At 54.6% G+C, this 18769-nt stretch carries 16 protein-coding genes; 14 read left to right on the forward strand and 2 right to left on the reverse strand.

Annotation, left to right across the window (positions count from 1 at the left end; all coding sequences use genetic code 11):
- Positions 1–9: 9 nt before the first annotated feature.
- Together pseG and pseF are read right to left on the reverse strand one after the other, a co-directional pair.
- On the reverse strand, positions 10–1242 hold the full coding sequence (gene pseG, locus BN1121_RS07515; protein ID WP_005353156.1) for a UDP-2,4-diacetamido-2,4,6-trideoxy-beta-L-altropyranose hydrolase: 1233 nt from the start codon (positions 1240–1242) through the stop codon (positions 10–12).
- A complete protein-coding gene (pseF, locus tag BN1121_RS07520) occupies positions 1242–1922 on the reverse strand; it encodes a pseudaminic acid cytidylyltransferase (protein ID WP_005353158.1) in 681 nt (226 codons plus the stop codon). Before pseF ends, pseG begins: the two co-directional genes overlap by 1 nt.
- A gap of 141 nt (positions 1923–2063) precedes the next feature.
- Here pseF and BN1121_RS18995 point away from each other — a divergent pair, with 141 nt between their 5' ends.
- The 14 genes from BN1121_RS18995 to BN1121_RS07585 all read left to right on the forward strand — a co-directional run bounded on the left by BN1121_RS18995 (position 2064) and on the right by BN1121_RS07585 (position 18655).
- Entirely contained in the window at positions 2064–2606 is a 543-nt protein-coding gene (locus BN1121_RS18995) for a GNAT family N-acetyltransferase (protein WP_051067525.1), read from the forward strand.
- On the forward strand, positions 2603–2836 hold the full coding sequence (locus BN1121_RS07530; RefSeq protein ID WP_152424679.1) for an acyl carrier protein: 234 nt from the start codon (positions 2603–2605) through the stop codon (positions 2834–2836). Before BN1121_RS18995 ends, BN1121_RS07530 begins: the two co-directional genes overlap by 4 nt.
- Positions 2836–3567 (forward strand): SDR family NAD(P)-dependent oxidoreductase, encoded by a 732-nt coding sequence (locus BN1121_RS07535; protein WP_043597529.1) that lies wholly within the window; start codon positions 2836–2838, stop codon positions 3565–3567. Before BN1121_RS07530 ends, BN1121_RS07535 begins: the two co-directional genes overlap by 1 nt.
- Complete coding sequence (locus tag BN1121_RS07540; protein WP_005353171.1) at positions 3567–4910, forward strand: AMP-binding protein; 1344 nt, start codon at positions 3567–3569, stop codon at positions 4908–4910. Before BN1121_RS07535 ends, BN1121_RS07540 begins: the two co-directional genes overlap by 1 nt.
- Positions 4907–5962 carry a LuxE/PaaK family acyltransferase gene (locus tag BN1121_RS07545; RefSeq protein ID WP_005353174.1) on the forward strand — a complete coding sequence of 352 codons (1056 nt, stop codon included), beginning with the start codon at positions 4907–4909 and terminating at the stop codon, positions 5960–5962. Before BN1121_RS07540 ends, BN1121_RS07545 begins: the two co-directional genes overlap by 4 nt.
- The gene (locus BN1121_RS07550) at positions 5941–7140 is read left to right on the forward strand and encodes an acyl-CoA reductase (RefSeq protein WP_005353182.1); all 1200 of its coding nucleotides are present in this window, start codon (positions 5941–5943) and stop codon (positions 7138–7140) included. The genes BN1121_RS07545 and BN1121_RS07550 overlap by 22 nt, the downstream gene beginning before the upstream one ends.
- A 183-nt stretch (positions 7141–7323) precedes the next feature.
- Complete coding sequence (locus BN1121_RS07555) at positions 7324–8277, forward strand: glycosyltransferase family 2 protein (RefSeq protein ID WP_005353184.1); 954 nt, start codon at positions 7324–7326, stop codon at positions 8275–8277.
- The gene (gene glf / locus BN1121_RS07560) at positions 8274–9449 is read left to right on the forward strand and encodes a UDP-galactopyranose mutase (RefSeq protein WP_005353188.1); all 1176 of its coding nucleotides are present in this window, start codon (positions 8274–8276) and stop codon (positions 9447–9449) included. The genes BN1121_RS07555 and glf overlap by 4 nt, the downstream gene beginning before the upstream one ends.
- 13 nt (positions 9450–9462) lie before the next feature.
- Positions 9463–10659 carry a class I SAM-dependent methyltransferase gene (locus tag BN1121_RS19000; protein ID WP_082038231.1) on the forward strand — a complete coding sequence of 399 codons (1197 nt, stop codon included), beginning with the start codon at positions 9463–9465 and terminating at the stop codon, positions 10657–10659.
- A gap of 351 nt (positions 10660–11010) precedes the next feature.
- A complete protein-coding gene (locus BN1121_RS19270) occupies positions 11011–12450 on the forward strand; it encodes a glycosyltransferase (protein ID WP_081606498.1) in 1440 nt (479 codons plus the stop codon).
- Positions 12401–13924, forward strand: a complete 1524-nt coding sequence (locus BN1121_RS07570; protein ID WP_005364102.1) for a glycosyltransferase — start codon at positions 12401–12403, stop codon at positions 13922–13924. The genes BN1121_RS19270 and BN1121_RS07570 overlap by 50 nt, the downstream gene beginning before the upstream one ends.
- Positions 13925–13933: 9 nt before the next feature.
- Positions 13934–15613 carry a glycosyltransferase gene (locus tag BN1121_RS07575; RefSeq protein WP_082038232.1) on the forward strand — a complete coding sequence of 560 codons (1680 nt, stop codon included), beginning with the start codon at positions 13934–13936 and terminating at the stop codon, positions 15611–15613.
- Positions 15614–15629: 16 nt separating this feature from the next.
- Positions 15630–17438 carry an asparagine synthase (glutamine-hydrolyzing) gene (asnB, locus tag BN1121_RS07580; protein ID WP_043158042.1) on the forward strand — a complete coding sequence of 603 codons (1809 nt, stop codon included), beginning with the start codon at positions 15630–15632 and terminating at the stop codon, positions 17436–17438.
- Positions 17439–17659: 221 nt separating this feature from the next.
- Complete coding sequence (locus BN1121_RS07585) at positions 17660–18655, forward strand: class I SAM-dependent methyltransferase (protein WP_005358926.1); 996 nt, start codon at positions 17660–17662, stop codon at positions 18653–18655.
- Positions 18656–18769 lie beyond the last annotated feature (114 nt).

The raw sequence follows: 18769 nt of genomic DNA on the forward strand, positions 1-18769 counted from the left end.
TTCCTCGTGTCAGGCTTGGCCCAGATGCCAGTCGGCTCGCCAGGGGGCGGGCGCAGGGCAGGGGGGCGGCGTCTCAAGTGCCAGCTCTGGGTCGGGTAAAAAGGCGAGCAAGGCGTGTGCCAGCTCGCGCCACTGGGCGACGTCGAGGCGCTCGGGGGCATCGCAGTGAAGGCGGTTGCCGGTCAGGGTCAGGGGCACAGGGGGCTGACCGGGATTGCGCCAAGCCCAGTGCGCCCCCACCGGGTGCAGGCCGTAGTCTGCCGGTTGCAGCATGATGGCGCACAGGCGAGCCAGCCCGAGGCCGTCGACCAGAGCCTGGGCCCGTTGCCGGTAACCCTCGGCATCGGCGTGCAGGCGGGTCAACGCCTCGTCGAGCAGACGCGGCTCGCGCAGTGCAGACAATGTAAGCCGCTCGGCGAGGCGATAGTGGGCAATCACCTCGTCGTTGAACACCTGGTTGTCGACGATGGGCACCGCCAGGGTCGGCAACCCCAGGCAGGCTCGCTCCCAGGTCATGCCGCCGGCGGCGCCGATGGCCAGATCGTGCTCGGCCATCAGGACCGCCATCCGGTGCGACTCGCGCAGCAGGGTGATGTCGGGATGGGCCTGGCACCAGGCGGCTATCTCGTCCCAATGGGGGTTGGCCCCGCCGGCGACCAGGGTCCAGCTCAGGCGCGTTATCCAGGGGGTGAGGGCCAGACTCTGCAAGGTGGTGAGACAGGCTCCCGCCGGATCGGCGCCGCCAAAGCAGATGAGGCCTCGCCGCCAGGGAGCTGCCCCCTGCCTGGCCAGGGCACGAAAGGCCGGACGCAGCAGGGCGAAGCGGGTGCCGAGCAGGAGCCGGCAGCCGGGGTTGAGCCAGGGGGCGTAGTCCGACTCCTGGCGCAGCGGCCCCTGATCGAGCAGCACGTCGGCCTGATGGGGGCGATCGGCGAGATCGTCGATGACCAGCAGCCGGCCACACAGAGGCGCGGCGCGGCGCTCCCAATCGGCGTCCAACCCATAGTGATCCACCACCAACCAGTCGGGGCGAAGCGCAGCCAGCGGCGCCAGATCGCCTGCGTTCCCCAGCGAGTGCAGTCGGTGTGGCGTCAGGCGGGGCGTGAGCGCCTCGGGCAGCTCGTGGCACAGGAAGTGGCACTCTGCCCCGGCCCGGCTCAGGGCGTCGGCCAGGGCGAGGCAGCGCATCAGGTGGCCAAGGCCGATGGCCGGGTTGGCGTCGAGGCGAAAGGCGACGCGCATCAAGGGGCCCCGTGCAGGGCGCGGTAAAGGAGTTCGGCCAGGTGCCAATCCTCTTCGGTGTCGATGTCGACCACCCGCCAGCGGGGCAGCGGGTGCCCGGCGCTTTGGGTGTGGCCATGGAGCCAGGCTTCCCGCGTGGCCCAGTAGAACTGGCCTGCATCTTGATAGGCCTTCTCCAGATCCTGGGAGCGCTTGGCCATCATCTCGGGCCAGAAGGGGGTGACGTGGCCACGCGCGTCCATGCGTACGGCGCGCTGGATGGGAAAGGCAAATTCCGCCACCGAATAAACGAAGGGGACGTCCCCTTCCGTCAACTTCTGATAGGCCGCACTCAGGTCGGCTGCCTCGATCAGGGGGACGGTGGCGTAGATGCAGCAGTAGTGATCGCTTGTGATACCGAGCGCCTGCAGCCGCGCGATGGTGTCGATGACGACGGGGGTGGTGCCGGTGTGATCGTCGGCCAGCGCCGGTGGGCGCAAGAATGGCACCTCGGCCCCGAGGGCACGGGCGCACGCGGCGATCTCTTCGTCATCGGTTGAGACCACTATGTGGGTGAAGCAGCCGCTCTGACGGGCCGCCTTGATGGCGTAGGCCAGCATGGGCTTGCCACAGAAGGGCCGGATGTTCTTGCGCGGTATCCGTTTGCTGCCGCCACGGGCGGGAATGATGGCGATGGCCACGAAACTTTCTCCTTTACCGGCCGATACAGGGGGATGATAGCGCAAACCAGTGCCGTAACGCTTGGGAATAAATTGCGGTAAATAAATTGAACCCATTGAATTGTATCGGGATAATCGGTGAAAACTGCAAGTTAGGTAGAGATGATGACGAACGATTTTCGCTGGGCGCGTTATGGGGTGACCCTGACGCCGCTTCGTCAGGAAGAGATCGAAATGGTGCGGGGCTGGCGCAATGATCCCAAGATCGCCTCGCTCATGCTGGATCAACGCCATATCACAGCCGAGATGCAGCAGGCTTGGTTTGAACGATTGCAGGCTTCACGGCGCGATGCTTACTATCTCTGCTGGTTTAAGGATAAGCCGATAGGGGTTGCCTCCTTGACGTGCATCGACAAGGACGAGGGCAGCTGCGAACCCGGCATGTATATCTATGCCGATGAATACCGCAGTAACCTGGTGCCCTTCTGTGTGGCCTTTGCTCTCAACGAGCTCGCCTTCGAGCATTTTGGGCTCGCTCGCCTGTTGGGCAAGATCTTTGACGACAACACGGCTTCGGTGCGTTTCCATCAGGCTTCTGGGTATGTTCGCTATGCCACAGGAGAGCAGGGAATTGGCCTCTATCAGCTTGAGCATGACGCCTACCTGACGGCTCGTGCACAGATCACTCGTTTTATAAGGTATTGAACATGAAGCTGGAAACTCTCTTTGCACAGGCGCTCGGCATTGCTGAGGAGCAGGTTCGAGAAGATCTTACCTATCAATCTATTCCCCAATGGGACTCAGTTGCCCATATGGGCCTCATCGCCCAGCTGGAAGACGCCTACGGCATCCTGCTCGATACCGATGACATCATCGATATGAGCTCGGTAGCCAAGGCGCGCGAGATCCTGGCCAAGTACGACGTGGCGGCCTAATGGGCGCCTTACTGCTTGGCAAGCGAGTCTTGATTACCGGGGCGACCCGAGGAATTGGATTGGCGACCGCCCGCCGCTTTGCTGCCGAAGGGGCAACGCTCTACCTCAATGGACGTGATGAAGGGATCCTTGGCGAGATCTGCGAGCAGCTTGGGGCCACGCCTATCTGTTTTGATGTGAGCGATGCCCAGTCGGTCAAGTCCGGGTTTCAGCAACTTTTCAAGTTGACCCGAGAGCTGGACGTGTTGGTCAACAATGCCGGAATTCTCGATGATGCCTTGCTGGGCATGGTCAGTCAGGGCCAGATAGATCGCACCTTTTCTGCCAACACCTACAGCGTGCTCTATTGCAGCCAGTATGCTGCGCGGCTGATGCAGCGTGCCGGGCGGGGCAGCATTATCAATCTTTCGTCCATCATCGGCCGGGTCGGAAACAGCGGGCAAGCGGTCTACGGCGGTAGCAAGGCGGCGGTGATCGGCATCACGCACTCTCTGGCCAAGGAGTTGGCAGGCAGCGGTGTGCGGGTCAATGCCATCGCCCCCGGCTTTATCGACACCGACATGGCGCGCTCGCTCCCCCCCGAGAAGTTCGCCGAGCGGCTCGCCAGCATCCCCATGGGGCGTATCGGCACCCCCGACGAGGTGGCTGGGGTCGCCCTGTTCCTCGCCTCCGACCTGGCCAATTACGTGACCGGCCAGGTGATCGGGGTGGATGGGGGAATGGTGATCTGATGGCTGCCCTGCTCGCCCATCTCTACCCCGGCAACCCGGCCCCCGCCTGGTGGGACCCGGCGCTCGGCTGGCTCAGTTACGGCGATCTGGCCGAGCGGGTGGCCGCCCTGGCTGCCAACTACCCGGCCGGGCGTCAGCTGGTCTATCTGCCCTTTGCCACTTCAACCCGCCATTTGCTGCACTACCTGCTCGCCCTGCGCGACGGCCACGCCATCATGTTGGCCGATCCGGCCCAGGAGACGGCGCCCCTGTGCCAGCGCTTTGGCGTGAGCGTGCAGGTGACCGAGGAGGGGGAGTGCCGGCGCCTTCGCGCCGCGCCGACCCTCCACCCCGAGCTGGCGGTGCTGCTGCCCACCTCGGGCAGCACGGGGGGGAGCAAGTGGGTGCGACTGTCACGGGCGAGCCTCGAGGCCAACGCCGAGGCCATCTGTGCCTACCTCGCCATCGACGGGGGCGAGCGGGCCATTACCAGCCTGCCGCTCTTCTATTCGTTTGGCATGTCGGTGCTCAACAGCCACCTGCTCGCCGGCGCCTCGCTAGTGCAGTGCGAGGCAAGCCCGCTTGAGCGCGGCTTCTGGGAGCGGGTCGATGCCCTCCAGGTCACCAGCGTGGCCGGGGTGCCCTTCACCTACCAGATGCTCTCGCGCCTTCGCTTCGACTGGTCGCGCCACCCCAGCCTCACCACCCTGACCCAGGCGGGGGGCCGGCTCGAGCCGGCCCTGGCCGAGCGCTTCGCCCGCGAGGCGTTAAGCCTTGGGCGGCGCTTCTTCGTCATGTATGGCCAGACCGAGGCGGGGCCGCGCATCGCCTGGCTTGGCCACGAGGAGGTGCTGGAGGCCCCCGGCGCCATCGGCCGTGCCATTCCGGGGGGACATCTCTTCTTGCGCCCCGAGCCTGGCCTGGCGGACGGGGAGGGGGAGCTCCTCGTCGAGGGGCCGAGCGTCATGCTGGGTTATGCCACCGAGGCGACGGATCTGGCGCGCGGGCGCGAGACCTGGCAGCTTGCCACCGGCGATCTGGCCCGCTGTGACGAGGCGGGGCGTTTCTACCTCACCGGTCGCTTGAGCCGCTTCTTGAAGCTCTATGGCAAGCGGGTGAGCCTGGCCGAGGTAGAGGCCTGGCTGCACACCCAGGGGGTGCAGGGGGCGGCCACCGGCCGCGACGATCGGCTGCTGGTGGCTCTGGAGGGGGAGGGCGATGTCGAGGCCCTGCAGTTGGCGCTCGCTCACTGGCTCAAGGTGACGCCGGCCAGCGTGCGGGTGCAGGCGGTGGCTGCCTTGCCACGGCGCAGCAACCTCAAGATTGACTATCCGGCCCTGCTGGCCCTGTTGGAGCACCCATGAACGAGCTGCTGAGCGCTCCCGTATTCGGCCTGCCCCAGGCCGACAAAGCGGCCCTGTTGCTCGGGCGCCTCAATGCCCTCACTGCCCGGCACAGGGCGGCCTGCGCCCCTTACGACAACATCCTCTCGGCCTATGGCTGGGGGGAAGCCGGAGATGACGAGAGTCTGCCCTATCTGGCGGCGCGCCTCTTTAAACTGGCGCGTTGGCAGAGTGTGCCGGACCAAGAGGTGTTCAAGGTGCTCACCTCCTCGGGCACCACGGGGGCCCCCTCGCAGATCGTGCTGGATCGGGAAACTGCCGCCTTGCAGAGCAAGGTGCTGGTGAAGATCCTGCAAGAGTTTGTCGGCAAGCAGCGCCTGCCCATGCTGCTGGTGGAGCAGCCGGCTCTCATTCAGAGCCGAGCGGGCTTCTCGGCCCGTGGCGCCGGTGCCCTGGGGCTGTCGTTTCTCGGGCGCGATCACACCTATGCCCTCGATGAGCAGATGCGACCCAACTGGTCGGCCATCGAGGGGTTTTGTGAAAAATATGCCGGCCAGCCGGTGTTGCTGTTTGGCTTCACCTTCATGGTGTGGCAGTGCCTGCTTGAGCCGCTGCGTGAGCGGGGGCTCACACTGCCCCTTGAGCAGGGCGTGCTGTTTCACAGCGGAGGCTGGAAGAAGCTGACCCACCTGGCGGTGGACAACGCCGCCTTCAAGGGGCGCTGCCGCGAGCGGCTGGGGCTGTCACGGGTGCACAACTTCTACGGCATGGTCGAGCAGGTGGGTTCAGTGTTTGTCGAGTGTGAGGCGGGCCACCTGCACGCCCCTGTGTTTGCCGATCTGCTGGTGCGCGATCCTCTGACTCACGCGCCGCTGCCGATGGGGCAGGCGGGGCTGCTGCAGGTGCTTTCGGCGATCCCGCAAAGCTATCCGGGTCACTCCCTGCTGACCGAGGACATGGGGCGACTGCTGGGCCGTGATGACTGTCCATGCGGTCGCAAGGGGCACTATTTCGAGGTTTTGGGGCGCCAGCGTGGCGCCGAGGTACGGGGATGCAGCGACACCTTCTCATAGACGGCCAGACCGACGCGGCGGTGGGGGACGACTGGACCCAGGCCCCCGAGGTCACCATGGCACTGCCAGAGAGCAGTTGGGTGGCGTTTGAGCCTGTGCCACTCCCTTGTGCCGCACCCGTTATTATCTCGTTTCTGGCCGCGCTCTCGGCGCGTCTACAACAGGTCGGGCGCGATTGGCCCGATCTGGCGGCCTTCGGCTTCTGGCTACGCGAACGCAATCAGGCCTCACAGGTTGCCCGCATGGCTGGCCGCGCACCACTCGGGGTGGTGTTTCACCTGGTGCCTTCCAACGTGCCGACCGTGGCGTTCTATTCCTGGCTGATGGCGTTGCTCGCGGGCAACGCCAGCGTGGTGCGTCTCTCTTCACGGCAGGACCCCGAGCAAGAAGCCATGCTCCGGATCCTCGCCGAGCTGTTTGCCGAACCCGGTTGGCAAGCGATCGCCCAGCGTACCCGCTTTATCCGCTACGGTCATGATGAGACCATCACCGGGTGGCTGAGCGCGCGCTGCGCCCTTCGCATTATCTGGGGGGGCGATGAGACCATACGCGCCGTGCGAGCCATCCCCCTTGCGCCTCACGCCCAGGAAGTGGTGTTTCCGGATCGCCGTTCGCTGGCGCTTATCGACAGCCACTGGCTGGCCGGGCTGGACGAGCACGGCTGGAAGCGCGCCGTGCGGGGGCTACGGCTCGATTGCACCCGCTTTAACCAGTTCGCCTGTGCCTCACCTACCACCCTGGTGTGGTTGGGGAGTCCGCCGCCTGCGGTGCGCCAGCGTCTGCTTGAGGAGACGTTTGCTCCCTTTGCCGACGATCCGCGGCTGACCATGGAGCGGCTGGTGCAGTGTCAGATGAATGTCGCCGGTGGTGGTACTGATGCGCTGACCAGGTTGGCAGGCGTCACCGTCTTGACGCAGTCGACGCCCTCTGCGTTGCAACACATCGGAGGAGGTACAGTTGCCGAGTGGGTGGCCGATAACTGGGAAGCGGTGCAGACGCAGCCCTGGTCGATGCAGACCTGCGTCTACCTAGGCGAATCCTTGTCGACGGCGCGCGAGCGCCTGGGGGCAGCTCGAGGGCGCATCGACCGGGTGGTGGCGCCGGGGCAGGCCTTGGCATTTGACTGGTTCTGGGATGGCATCGAGCTGCCGATGGTCTGCAGTCGGGCTGTTCGTTAGATATCCAATATTGGGTGCCCATCACATAACTACAGCCAGATCAAAGAATTACGTTGGTCTGGCACGCCTCTTGCCTTAAAACAATCATACAAGGGGAGAAGGGTTGACAGGGACCGTGCGGTAGCCTTGCCAAAAATTACCCTCTCCCTCTCCTTTCTGTCTGTTTTTCCCGCGGATATGCCTATGAAAGTCAGTGTACTGGTGCCGGTTTATAACCTCGAGCGCTTCATCGAGCCGTGCCTGCTGAGCCTGCTCGAGCAGCAGACCCAGTTCGATTTCGAGGTGATCGCCATCGACGATGGCTCGAGCGACGGCTCCTGGAGCATCATGAGGCGCTTGGCGGCAGACTGGCCACAGCTAACAGCATTACAGAACCCGGCCAATATGGGTCTGGCCAGAACCCAGAAACGGTTACTGGGTGAAGCCAAGGGGCAGTACATCGTCTACGTCGATGGGGATGATTTAGCCTTACCGGGCAAGTTACAGGTGCTTGCCGATTATCTAGACCAACATCCCGAGTGTGCGCTTTGTTATCACGAAGCTGAAGTCTTCGACAGCGACACGGGTCTGGTGACGGGTCATTACAGCCGTGATTATTACAACGCGGCGTATATTCCCCAGCAAGCCAGTGTGGAGCATCTGATCCGCTATGGCTGTTTTCCCAACGCCAGTGCGATCGCGTTCAGACGCCATCCGCATCTGCAGGAAGCGGTGGATGGGGAGTGCAAGATTATCCTCGATCACCCATGGCATATTCTAAATGCCCTCTATGCCGGAGGGAGCGTGGATGGCATCCCGGGGGTGTATGGCCGTTACCGGATCCATTCCCAGAGCTTTGGAGGGCAAACCAAGCGCTCGCCCACCCGTCGCGAACAGGTCCTCGCAGATCAACTAAAAGCTTGTGACAACGCTCGCCCGTTTGGTATTGCCGAGTCAGTCATCGCTGCCGGCAAGGCACACTATCGATTTGCCACTGCGCTCTATTTTCTCAAGCAAGGTGATATTGGCCGTTTCGAGCGCTTCATCAATGAGTCTGTGGTTGATGGCTGGTTTTTCGATGCGCGTCATCAGCTGGCGTGGGAAAAACGTGCCGAGGCCGCGGCGGTGGCCCAGCATCTTTTTGGAGAGGCGTCATGAATTACCAAGCTATTGTGGTCGGCGCCGGGCTTTCCGGCGCCGTGATGGCCGAGCGAATGGCCAGCCAGTTGGGCTGGAAGGTGCTGGTGCTGGAGCAGCGCGACCACATCGGTGGCAACTGTTTCGATGAGTATGACGAGCATGGCATATTGGTACATCGCTACGGGCCTCATCTTTTTCACACCGACAACAAGGTCGTATGGGATTACTTGTCGGCCTTCACCGAGTGGTATCCCTACGAGCACCGTGTGTTGTCGCGTATCGATGGCCAGTTAGTCCCGATCCCCTTCAATCTGACCAGCATCGAGCTCTGCTTCCCCGCCGACAAAGCCGCCGCCATGATTGAAGCCCTGCGCTGCCGATTCGGCGATGGGGCCAGGGTGCCTATTCTTGAGCTGCGTAAAGAAACCGACCCCCTGCTCGGTGAACTGGCCGATTTTATCTATCAGAAAGCGTTTGTGAACTACACCAGCAAGCAGTGGGGTGTGCCGCCCGAGCAGATCTCTCCCGAGGTGACTGCAAGAGTGCCCGTGGTGGTGAGCCGCGACGATCGCTACTTCACCGACCCCTGGCAGGCAGTGCCCGCTGCAGGCTATACCGTCATGTTTGATCGCATGCTGGCCCACCCACTGATTGACGTGAGGCTGTCGACCCCCATGGCACAGCGTGTCAGGTTGGACTGGGAGCAGAAGCGGGTACTGCTGGATGGCGCGCAGTTTGACGGCCCCTTTATCTATACCGGTATGCTCGATCATCTGCTGCCGGCAGAGGGTAATTACCTGCCATATCGCTCACTGCGTTTTGAGCATCGCCATTTGGTGCAGGAACAATTTCAACCGGTCACTACCGTCAACTATCCGAATGAAGAAGCCTTCACGCGGATCACCGAGTTCAAGCATTTCAGCAGGCAAGTGCATCCCGGCACTAGTATCGTTTACGAGTATCCCTGTGACTATCAGCCGGAACAGGGACTCGAGCCTTACTACCCGCTATTTACGGATACGGCCAAACAGCATTATCAGACTTGCCGTGATGAGTTAACTAAGTTTCCCCATGTGATCGCCTTGGGTCGTCTTGCCGAGTATCGCTATTTCGATATGGATGATGCGGTTAATAATGCTCTGAAATTTTTTCATCTATTAATGAATAAAGCCGTGTTTTCTCGTCTTTGAAGAGGTTTGCTGAATGAGTAATAATGTGAAAAAGGAACTTCGCTTTGAGTTTGGCGCGAATTGGCAAAGCTATCTTGACCATAATCTCTCTCCTGAGCGGATCGATCAGGCTCGCCAGCATCTATTGTCATTCATTGGTCGAGAAGATCTGCGGGGGTTACGGATCCTGGATATCGGTTCAGGAAGCGGTATTCATAGTATGGCTGCATTTCAGGCGGGGGCGGCTGAAATAGTTAGCTTCGATTACGATGCTGAATCGGTGATGGCGACAGAAAGAATGCACGCCATGTGCCAGTCACCCGAAAATTGGCTGGTCATGCAGGGGTCTGTGCTGGATCCTGAGTTTATGAAGTCTCTGGGGCAATTTGATCTAGTGTATGCGTGGGGGGTATTACATCACACCGGGGCTGTATGGTCAGCGATTGATCTGGCATCAACTTGTGTCAAGACGGGTGGGTTAATGTACATCGCATTGTATGACTCTGACTGGTCAGCAGAATCACCAGAGTTCTGGTATGATATTAAGCAACGCTATACCGCATCCTCAGCCATAGTGCGCAGGATGTATGAGGCTTGGTATGTGGCTCGTTTTTTCCTGCAATACAACCCATTTCGTTTGGCTTACTTGCTAAAATATGTCAGAGAGTATAAGAAGAAGCGTGGCATGGATTTCTACCATGATGTGAAAGACTGGTTAGGTGGTTGGCCGATGGAATATACCCGCATCTATGAAGTAGTACCTTTTTTGCAAGGAAAAGGAATGCGGTTGCTTCATACTAAAACTGGGGATTTAATTACCGAGTATTTATTTTCTTCGCGTCAGAAGTGTGATGGGTTATCGATATTTTTAGAGATGGATATCCCGATGAAAATAAATTGGGAGGTCATATCCATCCGTGAGCATAATGATTTTTCGATACTGGATTCTACCAAGCCTGTTTTTATCTATGGTGCGGGGAAAGGCGGAAGCTTGGTCAAATATGCGCTTGATAAAATGCATATAAAAACTGATGCCTTCATTACTACATCTCAATCTGGAATGCATGATGGATTGACAGTGCTGTCACTCGATCAATTCATGGTAAAAAATATTGTTAATGCTCAGATTATAATAGCGAGTACCTCTTTTGACTCTATCTCCTTTGGCTTGGTAAGTCGCGGAATAATCAAGTTCTTTAATGCTTACCCCTATGTGTTAAGTCGGTTGTGATATTGGTTTTTGTTTGGGTCTCTGTTGCTCACAATGAAACTATATTTTTATCCTATCGCTATCGTTGATAACGTCATAAAAAGTACCAAAATAAGTTCACCACGCTGTCACGTGGATTTTTTACTCTCTTTGTGGATGAGTAAGTCATTAATAGGTGATCTTATCAGATGCCTCCATGGAGAGATAAAGGGAAATGTTTTTATTTACACAGCGATAATCATGCGGATAGATGTTTATTTGATATGGCTCAATCGATTACAGCTTTGTCTATGATGAAAATTATCATAGGAGTGTAAGGAGTTAGTTTGTCAGATACGTCAATATCAAATATATTTTGGTGGGGTGACGTTTATGAGAATAATAATTTATAACTGGGTTGATTATTTTAATAATCCAACTCGCGGTGGCGGTGTGACGGTTTATATACGCAACCTTGTCAATCAGTTGCGCGGGCGTCACGAATTGTATTTCATCTCAAGTGGTGAGTCATATAATCCATTTAAATCGAGCGTCTATTGGGCAGAAAAAGACTCTGATGATGATGTCAGAATATTTGAAATTGTTAATTCAGAAGTGCTGGCGCCAGGCCATTTAGCATGGAATGATCCTGCTGTTCTTGAATCGCATCGTACCCATGATGTTTGGGTTTCGTTGTTGCGTAAAATACAGCCTGATGTTGTTCACTTTAATAATGTCGAAGGGTTGCCGATCAGCGCCTTGGATATCAAGTCAGTGTTGCCCCACTGTCGAAGTATATTTTCTCTACATAATTATTATCCATTTTGTCCGACGGTAAAATTATGGCGTGGTAGCAACATTAGCTGTCACGACTTTGCTCATGGTCAGGCTTGTGTTGGATGTCAGCCAGAGATTGATCGTCGGCGTGAGCTGCTTGTTAAATCGTTGAAGTGGCTCTATCGTCAGTTCAAACGCGAGGTACCTCCTGCGTGCTATCGCTGGATCTTTTCATCTCGTTGGTTGCCACGAGTCTTGTGCCTTCTTCTGGCATGGCATCATCGTAAAATGGCACAACCCATACTGCATACATCGTCTTCTGAATTCTTTTATACACGACGAAAACGTATGGTGGCGGCAATAAATCTCCATTGTGATGCCGTTCTTGCTGTATCGGCTCGAGTCAAGGAACTTGCTGGGAAGTTTGGTGTACGTTCTGATATCTTACATGTAACTTACATCGGGACTCAGGTAGCTAATAATATTGTTACCCCTCATAATCCCGATAACAAAAAACCATTGACTTTGATATACTTAGGTTATATGTCGCAGGAGAAAGGCTTCTATTTTTTTCTTGATGTACTCGGATCTTTACCTAAACAAATTGCAAGCCAGGTCAATCTTGTTGTGGCCGCCAGAAACACGGATTCGCATGCTTTTGATCGATTAATGTTGTTGGCAACCAGATTTAACTCTGTCAAATATCATGATGGTTATTCCCATTCTCAGTTGTCACAGTTATTTTCTGCAGCGGATGTCAGTTTGGTTCCCGTGCTGTGGGAGGATAACTTACCTCAGGTCGCTATCGAATCTATTTGTCATGGTGTACCCGTACTCTGTAGCCTGATGGGGGGAGCACCTGAACTGAGTAAACATAATTCAGGGCTGGTGTTTCCCGCAGGGGATGTTACCACCTGCTGCCAGATAATCTCTAAGTTGGTTAACGACCGGACTGCACTGATTGATTATTGGCTTGACATGCATTACCCACCGACCATGGAGGTGCATGCTAAGGCGCTGGAAGGCTATTATAGAGGTCTGTGCGATGCGAGATAGAGTCGTTATTTTCGGTATGGGAGGCTGGTACCAAAATAACAAACAGTGGCTGCATAAATATTATGATGTTATCGCATTTTCCGATAATGATTCACAGCGGCAGGGAAAATGCTTCGAGGGCTTACGTGTCCTCGCGCCAACCGAGCTAGTGGCTATTCCCTGCGATTTTATTCTGATTGCCAGTATGTATGTTGCCGAAATTCGTCAGCAACTCGAGGCCTTGTCGATTGCGCCAGAACGGATACTGTCTAAAGATGATTTACCGCAGCGTGAGCAACAATTGGCATATCTGTTCAATCCGAAGGGGCCCTGTGAGGCAACACGAGAGGCTCTCTCAACAAGTGAGGGGCGAGCCCCGCGCCGTGCGCTGATTTGTGCCAGTGGTCTCGGTAATTCTGGTGTCGAGCGGGCGCTATCTGTCATTCTGAAAAACCTGAAACTGCCCGATTATCATATCGATTTGTTATTGCTTGGGGACCGGCAGAGCCTTTTTTTACGAGCATTGCCGGAGACAGTGCAACGTCATTACCTCTTTGCCAACGAGCAACAGATAGTCGATGGTCTGGATGCCATCAAGTTAGGTGAGGCGTCAGTACTGGCCGCGGCCATATTACCGGATAACTACGATCTATATGTCGCCTACAACGAGGGCTATCCCACTAAGTTAATCGCCGGTGTTGTGCCTCGTCGCCTGGCACGGAAAGTGGCGTGGGTTCATTTGGATTTATTCGCATGGCACTCTTCTAGCTATGCCTACACTAGCCAGATGCAGGAGCAGACAGCTTATCTGGCATTTGACCAGTTAATTTTTGTCTCTCGTAGTGTCGAGCAGGGGTTCTACAAGCGTTTTACTGCTTTGCCGTTACGGTCCGGTTGTGTCATTCATAACCCATTTCCGCCAGCCAAGATGCCAGCAGCCAGCATGCCTAGACCATTTTCCGGCTTTACCTGCATCAGCATAGGGCGTTTCACCGGCCAGAAACGCTTCGATCTGCTGCTGTTGGCCCTGAACCGGCTCAGTTCGGAGAATCTACCGTTCAACCTGATCCTGTTGGGTGAGGGTGAAAAGTATTCAACGCTGGCGGCGCAAGTCATGACAATGGGACTGAGTAAGTACGTGTTGATGCCGGGCTTTGTCCACGACAGTGAAGTTTGGCTGCGGAGTGCGGATCTCTACGTATCAGCGTCGGTGGCCGAGGGCTATCCAATGGTGCTTGGTGAAGCACTGCTACATGATCTCCCTGTATTGGCGTCTGACTGTAGTGGCAATAAAGATATTCTCGCAGATGGCCGATTTGGTCAGTTATTTGCCAGTGGCTGTCTCGAGGCGCTAATAGCTGCGTTGCGAGCACTGATTGTGGACACGAATGCATTGGCCGCTTTGCGAAAAAAAGCAGCGTTGGCACAACAGAGTGAACAATTTGATCTAGCGCGTATCATGAAAGAAATTACCGTTAGACTGCTGCATGAATAGGAGCAATAAATGAGTCAGAGTCAGGCGCGGCCTTTGGTAGCCAGCATTCCTATATTGACAGATACAAGGATTGCGTTTGTACCAGAATGGCATCAGCAATTACTTTCCGGGCAACGTAAGGCTATTGGTTGGGGAATTTCCGGTGATATCCATTACTGCCTGCTACAAGCGCCCTATCCATTGGCCGGATTAATTGATGGTATGCGGGGTCCTTTAGTCGGTAAAGATTTTGCTGGTTTGCCTGTGTTCGGTCCAGAGGTGCTGGATGAATATGAACCTGATGAGATTGTCATCATTATATTTTCCGACTATCGAATGTTTGGTGCGGAAATATGTGAACAAATAGCGACATTTGGCGAGTTTTGCATTCAGACGCCCTATGTCGCCGCACGAGACGATCGGTTGTCGCAGCCAAATTCCATTTGGCCACAACAATTAGCTACTTTGATGCAGCAATGGCGTAGCCAGTTTCTGGTGCATCAGTCACAACAAAGGATCACGCTGTGGATCCATGCGTTGGTCAAAGGTGGAGCCGAGCGGCAGATGGTGTTGCTGGCGCTGGGACTGACCCAGCTGGGTTGGCAGGTACAGCTAATCTGCAGTAATTCGATCAATAGCGAGCACAATTTTTGGGTCAGCCAGTTGCAACAGGCGGGGGTAGAGCTTGTATTTCTTACTCCGATCCGAGACATGTGGCCGCAACTGACGCAGCCAGGGGAGCTGCGGGAGTTGGCCGTAATGTTGGCCCCCTATTTCGAAAGTGGTTTTTTGCACTACATTATCACCAGCCACATAGTGCTAAAGAAATTTCGTCCAAAAATATTGGTGTGTTACCTCGACGATGGTAATGTCTGTGCTTCGATGGCGGCGTTGCTGTGTGGCATTGAACATATCCTGGTTGCCGGTCGGAATGTGGCGCCGGGTTTAATTCCTCCGGGAATTACTGGCTATGATATCCACCGACTGGCGGAGTATTACCATCAATTTATGGCACTACCCGGCTGCGTACTGTTCAACAACAGTGGGGCAGGGGCAGAGTCTTACGCCCAGTGGTTGGGAGTGGCTACAGATACGATTCCTGTTGTAAGAAATGCAGTCATGCCACCAATGCAGCAAGAGCCTGTAACAAATATTCGCGAGCGTCTTGGTTTGCCCTCTTCGGCGAGGGTGTTGCTCGGCGCCATGCGTTTTTCCCCTGAAAAAACGCCTGAAGCTTTTGTGCACGTGGCGAGCGAGGTAATACGTCAATGTCCTGATGTCTACGCCGTCCTGTTGGGAAAAGGGCCGCTAGAGTTGGCGTTAGGTGAACAAGTCGCCGAGTTAGGAATGGCCGACCGAATCTTGTTGCCGGGGGTCCAGGATGACATTTTCAATTGGTTACAACAGTCCGATCTGTTGCTGTCAACTTCCTGCTTCGAAGGCATGTCCAATATCATTCTTGAGGCTCAGTCCGTTGGCTGTGCTGTAGTGGCTACCGATATTCCAGGTAACCGCGAAACCCTGTTACCGATATTGGTCGAGGAAGGATGCTTGATCCCGCATGGTCAGTGGCGGCAGATGAGTGAGCGCATCTTGGCGTTGTTGCAGCAACCACCGGTTGGGCTCTCCCTGCGCCTGCAGGAAGAGATGCGGCGTCATTATTCACCGCAACGACTGGCTGAACAGACACTGGCACTGCGTTCAATGTGAGAAACGGAGGCAAGCAATGTGTGGTATAGCCGGTGTTATGAGTCTCAACGGACGGCATGCACCAAAACAGCTAACAGAGTGGGCAGATGCCATGATCACGGCTTTTGCCTATCGTGGTCCTGATGATAGTGGGCTTTGGCTGGCAGATGATGGTCGTTGCGCCCTGGCTCATTGTCGCCTGAGTATTCTTGATGTATCACAGGCAGGGCACCAGCCGATGCTGGATGGTTTGCAAAAGAGCTGCATCGTATTTAATGGCGAGATTTATAACCATCAGTCGTTGTCCACGCGCTTACAGGATGTTGGCGTATCGTTTGTGGGTCATTCCGATACAGAAGTATTGGTAAACGGCTTGGCACGAGAAGGGGTCGACTTTCTGACAAGGTTAGAGGGGATGTTTGCTCTGGCCTACTATGATCGTGAGCGCAGGGAACTACTACTGGCGCGCGATCCATTTGGTGAGAAACCACTCTATTACGCCGAGTTTGATGGTCTGTTAGTGTTTGCTTCCGAGCTGGCGGCACTAAGTCGCGTGCCTGGTTTCCCCACCCACATTACGGTTGATACCGTCGCCCATTATCTTGCATTTCAGCATCCCGTCGGGGAGCGAACCCTATATCAGCACGCCAAAAAGTTGCCGCCGGGGCACCTTATGCGTGCAGTAGCTGGAGAAGTGTCACAGGCAGAGCGCTACTTTCACTTTATCTGTGCCGGTGACCATATGCCGTCACGCCCGCTGGAGGAGCAGGTTGACCAGCTTGAGGAGCTCCTGCTGCGTTCACTATCACGGCGCTTGATCGCCGATGTGCCCGTGGGGGCTTTTCTCTCTGGTGGCGTCGACTCCTCGACGGCGGTGGCTCTGATCTCTCGTCGTCTGCAACAGCCGATACGAACCTTTTCCATTGGGTTTAAACAGGCGCCGGAAAGCGAGCATAAAGAGGCTCGGGCCTTTGCCGATTTTCTGGGCACCGAGCATACAGAACAGCTGCTGCAACCCGAAGCTTTTGTTGAGCTTGCAGGTTATCTGGCAAGGTGCATGGATGAACCTAATGCCGATACTTCTTGTGTACCGACTTATATGGTCTCGCAGCTTGCTCGCCAGCAGGTCACAGTCGCGATCACCGGTGACGGGGGAGATGAGTTATTTGGTGGTTATGGTCGCTACCTTCAAACAATAGCCTCAGCCGAGGGTCGAGAGCAACAAATGCAGGCGCGTAGCTGGCATCTTGGACGCGAGTACTATTCAGGTCGCATCCTGTTGTATGCCGATCGCCAGTTGGAACAGTTGTTCGGGCGTGTTCCGTCCGGCACTGGTGATCACTTGATGGCATGGCGCCGACGTATCGATATGGACAGCCGTCCGTATCTTAATCGTCTGCGTGAGGCCGATGTCGCAAATTATCTGCCGTTGGTGCTGGCTAAGGTAGATAGAATGAGCATGTTGCATAGCCTGGAGTGTCGTACGCCTTATTTATCAACCGAGGTAGCTCAGTTTGCCGCGGGATTGGCACAGTCAGAGCTGATTATGCGTGGTCAGGGTAAGTATTTGTTGCGGCAATTGGCAAAGCGGTATTTACCTGCGGCATGGATAGACAGGCCTAAAAAAGGTTTCAGCATAGATCCATTAAATCATAAGGCTAAGCAGAGTGCTATTATTCAACTGCGTCAGCAGGCATCTTCTGGTCAGCTTTGTCTTCATCAGTTTATCGCTCCTAACCGGTTAATTGGGTTGCTGGATAACGAGTTTGACGGCATGACCTTCTATCATGTTTGGGGTTTGTTGGTGCTCGAGATCTGGTTGCAGTCTCATGAGTTCAGTTCGTGAGATAATGTATTGGACTAAAAAACTTGAAATAACATCAATTATAATGTCCAAGGCGGAATTCATGAAAATATTCTATGGGCGTACAATAAAAACGCGGCTTTTATGGATTTTGTAACTGTAATTGAAATTATAGTTTCGTGCGCATTTTGTTAAGTGTGAATCATTCTTGAACTGATAACACTTCCTTCTAACTTCATATTACTTGTTACGGGAGTCCTGAGATGGGTATGACGCCGGCTATGTTTAATAAAATAAAGAGTCACCTTCCTGAAAATTTCAACTCAATTATTGAACTTGGATGCCAGCAGTTTGGTTTATTAAACTCGGCACAGCTAATTGATGAGGAATTGAAGGGTTTTAAGGATGGTGACTTTACAAAGATCATGTATGAGCATCTAGGCTTGAAATATGATTCTGTGGATGTCTGCGATGGGACAATATACTGTGATTTTAATAATCACATGCTCGAGCTATCTCATCAATACGATGTGGTAACTAATCTTGGAACTAGTGAACATGTTTTTAATCAATATAATGTTTTCGCGTCAATGCATAACATTACAAAGAAGAATGGATTAATGATCCATTGCTTGCCTTTGAAGCATTCCCCACATGGACTTTTCACATATAATGTTGATTTTTTCATTTCACTTTGTTTTTCAAACAACTATGAAGTTGTTGAGTTAGTATTTTGTTGGAGAGGTACTGATGGTGACTTTACATTTGGCTCATTGTCAGAAATCGTTAAGTGTCAGGCAGCTGAACAATATGCTTTCCTTGTGGCTAAAAAATGCCAGGAAAATCTATTTGTTTCTCCGCAGCAAATTATATACAATCCTTTGATTTCTATTGATGCGATCACAACGCTTTGTTCCAATGACATCAATTTATTGAGTCAGGTTTTACAATTCACATTTACCGATGCAGTGTTAAATCATACGTTTAACTTCGATGACGTGACCGGAAACTATCCAGACGTTATGCTGTATGGTGCTGGTGATATAGGGCAAGCCATTTTAAGATTCGCTAAAAACAGAGAGAAAATCAAAACGGTTGTAGATGAAAACTTAAAGTTTTCTGACGACTACAACATCAAGAGATTGAGCGATATAGAAGCCATCAATGTCCCTGTTTATATAGCATCTGACTATTATCGAGAAGAAATAAGGCAAACATTGTCAATGAAGTATTCAGAAGAAATTGTATTTTTAAACTGATAAGTAATAGTCGGTGGCTTTAATTAGTTAATAGAAATTTCAACAACATGGCTTGGCTTGATGTTGTTTACTGGGCGTGTCTAGCATGATGTCAACTATAAATTGTAGGGGGGG

Source organism: Aeromonas diversa CDC 2478-85 (assembly GCF_000819805.1).
Taxonomy (GTDB): Bacteria; Pseudomonadota; Gammaproteobacteria; order Enterobacterales; family Aeromonadaceae; genus Aeromonas; species Aeromonas diversa.

Coding starts and splice junctions, on each gene's coding strand:
- BN1121_RS07555 (WP_005353184.1), top strand. CDS start 7,324: ATGAAAGTCAGTGTACTGGTGCCGGTTTATAACCTCGAGCGCTTCATC.
- glf (WP_005353188.1), top strand. CDS start 8,274: ATGAATTACCAAGCTATTGTGGTCGGCGCCGGGCTTTCCGGCGCCGTG.
- pseG (WP_005353156.1), bottom strand. CDS start 1,242: ATGCGCGTCGCCTTTCGCCTCGACGCCAACCCGGCCATCGGCCTTGGC.
- BN1121_RS19000 (WP_082038231.1), top strand. CDS start 9,463: ATGAGTAATAATGTGAAAAAGGAACTTCGCTTTGAGTTTGGCGCGAAT.
- BN1121_RS07545 (WP_005353174.1), top strand. CDS start 4,907: ATGAACGAGCTGCTGAGCGCTCCCGTATTCGGCCTGCCCCAGGCCGAC.
- BN1121_RS19270 (WP_081606498.1), top strand. CDS start 11,011: ATGAGAATAATAATTTATAACTGGGTTGATTATTTTAATAATCCAACT.
- BN1121_RS07550 (WP_005353182.1), top strand. CDS start 5,941: ATGCAGCGACACCTTCTCATAGACGGCCAGACCGACGCGGCGGTGGGG.
- BN1121_RS07575 (WP_082038232.1), top strand. CDS start 13,934: ATGAGTCAGAGTCAGGCGCGGCCTTTGGTAGCCAGCATTCCTATATTG.
- BN1121_RS07585 (WP_005358926.1), top strand. CDS start 17,660: ATGGGTATGACGCCGGCTATGTTTAATAAAATAAAGAGTCACCTTCCT.
- BN1121_RS07540 (WP_005353171.1), top strand. CDS start 3,567: ATGGCTGCCCTGCTCGCCCATCTCTACCCCGGCAACCCGGCCCCCGCC.
- BN1121_RS18995 (WP_051067525.1), top strand. CDS start 2,064: ATGATGACGAACGATTTTCGCTGGGCGCGTTATGGGGTGACCCTGACG.
- BN1121_RS07570 (WP_005364102.1), top strand. CDS start 12,401: ATGCTAAGGCGCTGGAAGGCTATTATAGAGGTCTGTGCGATGCGAGAT.
- asnB (WP_043158042.1), top strand. CDS start 15,630: ATGTGTGGTATAGCCGGTGTTATGAGTCTCAACGGACGGCATGCACCA.
- BN1121_RS07535 (WP_043597529.1), top strand. CDS start 2,836: ATGGGCGCCTTACTGCTTGGCAAGCGAGTCTTGATTACCGGGGCGACC.